An 8513-nucleotide genomic window follows, 5' to 3' on the forward strand; every position below is an offset into this window, starting at 1 on the left:
TATTTTAAACCAGATTGGTATAGAAAATTACATATTCCTGAGCGTAATACTTTTTTGTATTGGCGTTTTTGGGGTGCTATACAGACGAAATGCTATTATCGTATTTATGTCAATTGAAATTATGTTGAATGCAGTAAACTTATTGTTTGTAGCGTTTTCGACCTATCACCAAGATGCGCAAGGACAAGTTTTTGTGTTTTTCTCGATGGCTGTGGCCGCGGCAGAAGTTGCGGTTGGATTGGCAATATTAGTTTCTATTTTTAGAAATTTAGGATCGATTACAATCGATAATTTAAAAAACTTAAAAGGATAAATGGAAATGAATACCAATATAGCTTTAGTTTTAGTTCTTGCTCCTTTTTTAGGATTTTTAATCAATGTTTTCTTTGGTAAAAGCCTTGGAAAATCACTTTCTGGAATAATCGGAACGCTTTCAGTTTTGGTTTCTTTTATTGCAACTGCTTATTTCTTTAGCGGAATTGCAGCGCAGCCGGAAGGAATTCGTATTTCACTTTTTGACTGGATTCAAATCAGTACTTTCAAAGTTGATTTTGGATTTCAATTGGACCAATTGTCTATTTTATGGTTGCTTTTTGTAACTGGAATTGGATCTTTGATTCATTTGTATTCCATAAGTTACATGCACGATGATGAAAATATGCATAAATTCTTTGCCTATTTAAATCTGTTTATATTCTTCATGATTACATTAGTAATCGGAAGTAACTTATTAGTATTGTTCATTGGTTGGGAAGGCGTAGGTCTTTGTTCGTATTTGTTAATTGGATTTTGGCATAAAAACCAAGAGTACAATGACGCTGCTAAGAAAGCGTTCATCATGAACCGTATTGGTGATTTAGGGTTGTTAGTTGGAATTTTCATTCTTGGAAATTTATTCTCAACTTTAGATTATGCTACTTTAAAAACGGCTATTGCCGGTGCAACAAATCTTGATATGTATTGGCTTTCTGTTGCTGCTTTCGCTTTATTCATCGGCGCTTGTGGTAAATCAGCACAAATTCCATTGTATACTTGGTTACCAGATGCGATGGCAGGTCCAACACCGGTTTCAGCATTGATACACGCGGCTACGATGGTAACTGCAGGAATTTTTATGATTACCAGATTGAATTTCTTGTTTGATTTGACTCCAGATGTGCAATCGATAATTGCTGTAGTTGGAGCCGTTACTGCTTTAGTTGCTGCTACGATTGGATTAGTTCAAAATGATATCAAGAAAGTATTGGCTTATTCTACCGTTTCTCAATTGGGATTAATGTTCTTAGCTTTAGGTTTAGGCGCTTATGAAGTGGCTGTTTTCCATGTAATCACACACGCTTTCTTCAAAGCTTGTTTGTTCTTGGGTTCAGGTTCTGTTATTCATGCTTTACACGGAGAACAAGACATGCGCAATATGGGCGGCTTGAAAAAAGCAATGCCAATTACTTTTGCAACGATGTTGATTGCTTCTTTAGCAATTTCAGGAGTCCCATTATTCTCAGGTTTTTTCTCGAAAGATGAAATCTTATTAGTCGCTTTCCATCATAATATTCCGTTATGGGTTGTGGCTTCTGTTGCCTCTATAATGACTGCTTTTTATATGTTCCGTTTAATGTTCTTAACGTTTTTTCAAGAATTCAGAGGAACCGCAGAACAAAAACACCATTTGCACGAAAGTCCTTCTTTGATTACGATTCCTTTGATTGTTTTAGCAATTTTGGCTACCATCGGAGGTATGATTAGTTTGCCTGGAAACAGTTGGTTGAATCATTATTTGATTCCAATTTTACCAAAATTAGCAACCGCTGAACACCATTTAGGAAATACAGAATATATCTTGATGGCTATTGCTGTTGTGGGTGGAATAGTAGGAATTGGTATGGCTTACGCCAAATACATCAAACAAAATACAGTTCCTTCTGAAGATGCTGAAATCACAGGGTTTTCTAAAGTGCTTTACAATAAATATTATGTTGATGAATTTTATGATGCTGTTTTTGTTAAACCGATTAATTTTTTGTCTCGTTTTTTCAGAGACACTGTAGAAACGGGTTTATCAGCTTTAGTTTTTGGATTCGGAAAAGTTACCAACGAAATAAGTTACCAAGGAAAGAAAATACAAAATGGAAGCATTGGTCTTTATCTTTTTGTTTTCGTATTAGGGCTTTGTGCCATTGTTTCTTATTTATTTTTAGCTCAACAATAATCATATATCATGAATGTATCTTTAATATTAATTATACTTTTGGTTGGTGCGTTTGCAACTTTTCTTGCAGGCGATAAACTGGCTTCAAAAGTGGCTTTGTTTTTTGGGTTAGCTGCTGCAGGCGCTTCTATTGTATTATTAAATCACTATAATTTAGGTGAAAATATCAGTTTCATCAATCAGTGGATTACACAACCTAATATTTCTTTTGCTCTAAAAGTAGACGGATTATCGATGGCTATGCTATTGTTGACCACAGTTTTGACTCCAATAATTATATTTTCTTCTTTTGGGAATGACTATAAAAATTCAAAATCATTTTATGCGTTAATCTTGTTTATGTCGTTTGCAATGGCAGGAACATTCTTGGCATCAGATGGTCTTTTGTATTATATTTTCTGGGAATTAGCATTGATTCCGATTTATTTTATCGCTTTAATTTGGGGTAACGGTGATACAGATCAACGTAAAAAAGCAGTAGTTAAATTCTTTATCTACACCTTAGCAGGTTCTTTATTTATGTTAGTTGCTTTTGTTTATTTGTATCAAAAAGCGGGAAGTTTTTTATTAGAAGATTTATACAAATTAAACTTAACAGCAACCGAGCAATTATGGATATTCTTGGCTTTCTTCTTAGCGTATGCGATTAAGATTCCATTAATTCCTTTTCACACGTGGCAAGCAAATGTGTATCAAAAAGCGCCAACAGTTGGAACCATGCTTTTATCTGGGATCATGTTAAAAATGGGATTGTATAGTGTTATTCGTTGGCAATTACCATTGGCGCCATTGGCAGCGAAAGAATATATGTATATTTTCATTGGACTTGGAATTGCAGGTGTTATTTACGGTTCTATTGTAGCATTGAAACAAAAAGATTTAAAGAAATTATTAGCGTATTCTTCTTTGGCTCACGTTGGATTAATAGCAGCCGGAACGTACACTTTGACATTAGACGGATTGCGTGGAGCAGTTTTACAAATGATTGCACACGGATTTGTAGTTGTTGGATTGTTTTATGCCGCTGAAACTATCTTCAGAAGATACGAAACTAGAGTTATTGCTGAAATGGGTGGTATTCGTACGCAATCACCAAAATTCACTTCGATGTTTTTAATCTTGGTATTAGCATCAGTTGCTTTGCCAACTACTTTTAACTTTATTGGAGAATTCACCGTTTTGTACAGTCTTTCACAAATTAATATTTGGTTTGCCATTTTAGGAGGAACCACTATAATTTTAGGAGCGTATTATATGTTGAAAATGTTTCAACATGCCATGTTGGGAGAAACAAATACAAAGTCTTTTGCTGATGTAACTGTCAATGAAGGAATAACATTGGTACTTATAATTAGTGTTTTGTTCTTTTTTGGGATGTATCCAAAACCAATTACCGATTTGATTACGCCAAGTCTGGAAGAAATTCTTAAAGTGATCCATAGAAATTAGGATTTAGGATTTGAGATTTAGGATTTTTTGTTGGATGAGTAAAAAGGAAGATTTTAATCATGACTAAAGAGCAATTAAAAAATAGGACGAAGCAATTTGCATTGGATGTTTTTAAATTCTTAATGAGGTTAAATAAAACTAAAGCTGTCGATGTAGTTTCATACCAGCTTTTTAAATCGGCTTCATCAGTAGCTGCTAATTATAGAGCAGTTTGTAGAGGTAAATCTACTGCTGATTTTTTAAATAAATTAAAAGTAGTAGATGAAGAAGCAGATGAAAGTTTATTTTGGTTGGAGTTTATAAAAGGATTAGAAATAGAATGTGACAAAATTGAGCTTGAAAAATTAATAAAAGAAGCTGATGAATTGGTAGCAATTTTCTCAGCAGGGATAAGAACAATAAAAGAAAAAAATAATATAAAAAATTAGGTTTCAGATATAAAGAATTAGTCGGTTTTTAAATCCTAATTCGTAAATCCTAAATCAAACAATCAAAAAATGAATACATTAATAGCTATAATAGGATTAGGTGTTTTATGCCTTTTATTTGAAATTTTTAATTTACGGAAAGCCATTGTTCCAATAACGATACTTGGGTTATTGGCAGTGCTGGGTTTAACCATATCTGAATTTAATTCTACGGAGAGTTATTACAACAACATGATTGTTGTAAGTAAATTTTCAGCTTCATTCTCTTGTTTGTTTATCGTACTTACCATTTTCTTGGTGGCTTTAGGACATAATTTTTACGAAAATCACCAATCTAAAATCTCAGATTTTATTGCCATAAAAGTATTTTTATTAGCAGGTGCTGTTGCGATGGTTTCTTTTGGAAACTTAGCAATGTTCTTTCTTGGGATCGAAGTATTATCTATTGCGCTCTATATACTTGCGGCAAGTGATCGTATGAATTTAAAAAGTAATGAAGCAGGAATGAAGTATTTCTTGATGGGATCTTTTGCATCTGGAATCATTCTGTTTGGTATCTGTTTAATTTACGGAGCCATGGGTAGTTTTGATGTTATTGAAATTAGCGCATTATCACAATCAGCAGAGTTGCCAGTGTGGTTCCCAATAGGAATTATATTGGTTACAATAGGAATGTTGTTTAAAGTAGCGGCAGTTCCATTTCACTTTTGGGCACCGGACGTTTATGAGGGTTCTCCAGCATTAACTACTGCATTAATGAGTACTTTGGCTAAAGTAGTGGCAATTGCGACACTTTATAAATTATTATCAGTAATGAATGCTGATGTTTCTGAGTCATTTAAATTGGTAGTTGTGATTATTTCTATGGCTTCTATGACCGTTGGTAATATTATGGCATTAAGACAAACAAATGTGAAACGTATGTTGGCTTTTTCAGGTATTTCTCACGCTGGTTTTATGTTGATGACTTTATTGAGTTTGTCTACATCGGCAGGAAGTTTATTATATTATACTGCTGCTTATTCTTTATCTGGAATTGCTGCTTTTAGTGTGATTTTATACGTTTGTAAAAATAGAGATAATGAAGATGTGGTAAATTTCCACGGTTTAGGAAAAACGAATCCATTGTTAGCAGCCATTCTTACGGCAGCTTTGCTTTCTATGGCTGGTATTCCAATTTTTGCGGGATTCTTTGCTAAGTTGGTGTTGTTCAGTCAAACGATTCAAGCAGGTTATTTAGCTTTAGTAATCGTAGCGGTTGTGAACTCTATTATAAGTGTTGGTTATTACTTCAAGTTGATTTTAGCGATGTACACCAAGGAGCCAAACGAAGAACGAAAAGGAACTCCAGTTATTATTTACGCTGTTGCCATTGTAGCAATTGTGTTGAATATTGCGTTAGGGTTGTTCCCATCTTTAGTTTTGGATTTACTGGCTTAAGCAAAAATTTTAAAAATATACAGAAAACCATCAAGAGCAATTTTGATGGTTTTTTAGTTTTAAAGGTTTTTTTCTTCATTAGAATAAATATTTTCTATTCCTATATCTATATTTAAATTCTGTATCTCAAAAAGCTAAAAATTGAATTGATTAATTTTGTCTCATTGAAATAGTTTTAATTTAATTATCAAAGTAAGATGTCAAATACATTAAAAATACAGATCTGGTCAGATATTATGTGTCCGTTTTGTTATATCGGAAAAAGAAGAATTGAAGCTGCCTTGCAGCTTTTCGAACATAAAGATGCTGTTGAAATCGAATGGAAAAGTTTTCAGTTGGACGCTGGTTTTGTCGCTTCTCCGGAAGATAATTTAGTAGCTCATTTAGCTGAAAAATATAGAAAAGACACCAATTGGGCTCAAGGAATGCTAGATGATATGACGCAGAATGCTAAAAATTCAGGATTGGATTTCCATTTTGAAAAAGCAGTTATGGCGAATTCATTGCATGCGCATCGCTTGTTGCATTTGGCTAAAAAGTATTATTTGGCAAATGACTTAGAGGAATTATTGTTCAAAGCCTATTTGACGGATGGGAAGAATATAAATGATTTAGATACTTTGAAAGTATTGGGATTGGAAGTAGGACTGAGTGCTGAATCCATCGATGAAGTATTGCATTCTAATGTTTATGCAAATGAAGTGCAGCTTGATATTCATGAGGCACAATCTATCGGTGTTCAAGGTGTTCCTTTCTTTGTTTTCGATAATAAATATGCAGTTTCGGGTGCGCAACATGTAGAAACTTTTTTAAAAACGCTTGAAAAAGTATGGGAAGAAGGCAAATTCGATTCGAAAGTTACATTATTGAATACAACCGATGGAGACAGCTGTGGAATAGATGGTTGTGATTAATAATTTTTTTGTTTAGTTAAATTACAAAACCTGTCTTTTAAGATAGGTTTTTTTTTGAATTATCAGTAAATGTGTTTTCCCTGTTAGTACTAAATTATACATAGTAATCTGAAACACATGATGCTTTTATAGAGTGGTATTGTCTGAACTTACGCAATTTTAGTATTTGTAGGACTTGAAACAGAATGAATATCTTTCGTCGATACTTTAATGTCTTTAATCGATATAAATTACAACATTTATCGTAAAATTTTTTTTTGTTAAAGCTTTTAGTCATAATTTAGTAAGATAAGGTTTGCCTCTGCTTTTTTAGATGCAGGTAAAAATTGATTTTTAGAGATTATAAAGTAGGTTTTTTTATGGAGTAGGATAGTCGAAGTGCAATTTTGTATCGAAGTTTTGGATCGTTCAAATAGTTTGGGTGATGATTATAAAATTTAAAAAATATATTTTATTTCACAATTTTTATAAAACCATTAAGATATTTTTAACGTAAATATTAAATATTTTGCTTCAGGCGTAGGTACATAATACATTTTATTAATGATTTGCAAATAAAAATAATTGATTATTGATGTCTTATTGTCATCAAGAAAAAAAGATGTTGATTTGTAATTTTTCATCCGTACGGGATTAAAAACTTAAATTCTAAATACTATATAATCCCTTATATTTTTCCTTAGAATTTTATAAGTTTTTTGATTAAAGTTCAGTTCAAACAGATATAAAATATAATAATGTGAATTATGAGTAAACAATTACCTTTTTTTAGTCTTCGAATAATAAAATTTTTATTCTTATTTTGTTTCTTATATACGCTAAATATTAATGCGCAGGTTACTGCAGGTACTAATCCAACTAATGCTCAAATTAATTTATCGCTACAAGGACCAGGTATCGTTATTGCTGGTGGTACTTTGTCGGGTGGTGCAACTGCCGCTACTTTAAGGTCAAATCAAGTTGCGACATTTACTAATGGACAAGCTGGTGCTGGACTTGGATTTCCTAGCGGTGCGTACTTTTCTACTGGAAACGCACCATTTGAGTTGGCTAATAGAAATACCGCCGTTCAACGATCTTTAAACCCAGCAGGAGCTGCATTGGTTTCAGATCCAAATTTATCTACAATTGATGCGACAGCCACCCGAGATTTAATTTCATACACTTTTACGATTACTTTAGGGCCATCAATTACTGGTTTAAAAATAGGGTATCATTTTGGCTCAGAAGAATATCCAGATTATGTTGGTTCAAATTTTGATGATGCTTTTGGTTTTTTCATTTCAGGACCGGGTATCACAGGAACTCAAAACTTTGCTACTACTCCTAGTGGTAGTCCTACATCTATTAATAAAATAAATGCAGGTGTTCCTGGTTTCTCATCCCCAGCAACTCCCGTTGCGGCTTATGATGGTACGCAGTCTGCTTTGTATATTAATAACGGGCACCGTACAACGGTCACTGGAGGTAAATATGTACAAAATACGGCTCCACAGCCAGGACCTTTTCCTGTTTTTAGTGAGTTTAACGGTTTAACAACTTTTATAACAAGAAGCATTAAAAATTTGACACCCGGTGGCACCTATACATTTAAGGTAGTTATTGCAGATGCTGGAGATGCTGCTCTTGATTCAGGAGTATTTTTAAATTTAATAGAGGGGTTGACTAATACTGATTTACAAATTAGCAAAGCTGTAGATAACCCTACACCTAATGTGGGCAGTAATGTTACCTTTACTTTAACTGCTAATAATTTGGGGACAGGTGCAGCAACAGGCGTTAATGTCACAGATATTTTACCATCTGGTTATTCTTTTGTTAGTGCCACACCACCGGGTTCCTATTCAAGTGGAACGGGGCAATGGTCAGTAGGTAATTTAGCAAATGGTGCTAGTGCAACTTTGTCAATATTAGCGACAGTAAATGCAACTGGAAGTTACACTAATACGGCTACCATTGTTGGAAATGAAACAGATCCAACACTAGGAAACAACACATCAACAGTTACTCCTAATATACGCCCAACAGCAAATGATGTAACCACAGCAAGTATTCCGTCAACAGCAGGAGCTACAG

General features: G+C 33.7%; 7 protein-coding genes. All 7 read left to right on the plus strand.

Translation table 11 applies throughout. The features are described from left to right. Position 1 precedes the first annotated feature (1 nt). Complete coding sequence (gene nuoK, locus AC061C_RS14860; protein WP_478291819.1) at positions 2-313, plus strand: NADH-quinone oxidoreductase subunit NuoK; 312 nt, start codon at positions 2-4, stop codon at positions 311-313. Positions 314-319: 6 nt separating this feature from the next. After that, positions 320-2206, plus strand: coding sequence for an NADH-quinone oxidoreductase subunit L (gene nuoL / locus AC061C_RS14865; protein WP_478291820.1), 1887 nt, complete (start codon positions 320-322; stop codon positions 2204-2206). A gap of 9 nt (positions 2207-2215) precedes the next feature. Continuing rightward, positions 2216-3655, plus strand: a complete 1440-nt coding sequence (locus AC061C_RS14870; protein ID WP_478291821.1) for a complex I subunit 4 family protein — start codon at positions 2216-2218, stop codon at positions 3653-3655. A 59-nt stretch (positions 3656-3714) separates the two neighbouring features. Then, entirely contained in the window at positions 3715-4083 is a 369-nt protein-coding gene (locus AC061C_RS14875; RefSeq protein ID WP_478291822.1) for a four helix bundle protein, read from the plus strand. A 69-nt stretch (positions 4084-4152) separates the two neighbouring features. Then, positions 4153-5523 (plus strand): NADH-quinone oxidoreductase subunit N, encoded by a 1371-nt coding sequence (locus AC061C_RS14880; protein WP_478291823.1) that lies wholly within the window; start codon positions 4153-4155, stop codon positions 5521-5523. A 197-nt stretch (positions 5524-5720) separates the two neighbouring features. After that, positions 5721-6437, plus strand: a complete 717-nt coding sequence (locus AC061C_RS14885; protein WP_458566415.1) for a DsbA family oxidoreductase — start codon at positions 5721-5723, stop codon at positions 6435-6437. 746 nt (positions 6438-7183) lie between these two features. Next, positions 7184-8513: DUF11 domain-containing protein (locus AC061C_RS14890; RefSeq protein WP_478291824.1), on the plus strand; the 1330-nt coding region annotated here is incomplete at its 3' end.

Source organism: Flavobacterium sp. GNP010 (genome assembly GCF_056428945.1).

What these genes read in the sequence shown, in the direction of transcription:
- nuoL (WP_478291820.1), top strand. Translation starts at nt 320, where the DNA reads ATGAATACCAATATAGCTTTAGTTTTAGTTCTTGCTCCTTTTTTAGGA.
- AC061C_RS14870 (WP_478291821.1), top strand. Translation starts at nt 2,216, where the DNA reads ATGAATGTATCTTTAATATTAATTATACTTTTGGTTGGTGCGTTTGCA.
- AC061C_RS14875 (WP_478291822.1), top strand. Translation starts at nt 3,715, where the DNA reads ATGACTAAAGAGCAATTAAAAAATAGGACGAAGCAATTTGCATTGGAT.
- AC061C_RS14880 (WP_478291823.1), top strand. Translation starts at nt 4,153, where the DNA reads ATGAATACATTAATAGCTATAATAGGATTAGGTGTTTTATGCCTTTTA.
- AC061C_RS14885 (WP_458566415.1), top strand. Translation starts at nt 5,721, where the DNA reads ATGTCAAATACATTAAAAATACAGATCTGGTCAGATATTATGTGTCCG.